The 822-nt window shown below is 78.6% G+C and carries 2 pseudogenes; one reads left to right on the forward strand and one right to left on the reverse strand.

Features of this window, described 5'->3' with window-relative positions:
- Positions 1–321 (reverse strand): annotated as a pseudogene (locus tag DZG00_RS15960) (hypothetical protein); the annotation flags it as partial.
- Between the two features lie 315 nt (positions 322–636).
- Between DZG00_RS15960 and DZG00_RS15965 the strand changes: the two are divergent.
- Positions 637–822: pseudogene (locus DZG00_RS15965) on the forward strand (hypothetical protein); the annotation flags it as partial.

Below are 822 nucleotides of genomic sequence, written 5' to 3' on the forward strand. Positions count from 1 at the left end.
CGGTCGCCCGCCGGATCCCCGGCCGAGGACGCGCGCCGCCGCCCAGCGCGCGTCCACGTCGTCGAGGCGGCCGTCGACGCACACGACGCGCTCCCCGTCGGACCCGACGAGGACGGCCGTCACCGCCACGACGACGAGCGCGTCGGACGCGGGGATCCTCCCGCCGTCGCCCGAGTGGATGCACGGGGTCCCGCACACGTCCACGAGCCGCCGCATCGAGACCCCCGCGACCACGACGTCGTCGAGCGGCGCGACGACCGGCACGACCTCCACCGGGGACCACGGCGGGCGACGCGGAAGCGCGGGCGCGAGGACGCTCATCGCCCTGCCTCCGCCGCGCGCACGGACGCGGGGACGGGGCGGACGGGGACCGGGGGCACGCGACACGGGAAGGGCATGCGCCCAGTCCACCTCCGCGCGGACGCCGGCGGCCAGCGCGCTCACGACACCCCTACGGCTCCCGCCCGGAACCTCACGGGGCCTCGACGTCGCCGCCCCGCCCGAGCCGCCACCTAGCCCGCGCGCTACGCTCGGCGAGCACCCCGTGCACCTACCGCGGCGCCCGCCGAGATCGTCGAAGCCCAGGCCGACCTGTCTGCCGACCGATCCCCGCCCGCCGCGCGGAAGGCCCCGTCCATGACGGTCCCGCGTCCCCTCCCCTCCCTCCTGCGCGCGCCGATCCGCGCCGTGCGCGACCGCTACGGCCGCGTCCTCGCGCTGCCCGGCGCCGTCGGCTTCGTCGTGTCGGCGGCGATCGCGCGGCTCGGCGTCGCGATGACGGGCCTCGGCCTGCTCATCTCGCTCGAGCGCGCGACCGGCTCC

It is taken from the genome of Clavibacter lycopersici (genome assembly GCF_003576405.1).
In the GTDB taxonomy this organism is placed as follows: Bacteria; Actinomycetota; Actinomycetes; order Actinomycetales; family Microbacteriaceae; genus Clavibacter; species Clavibacter lycopersici.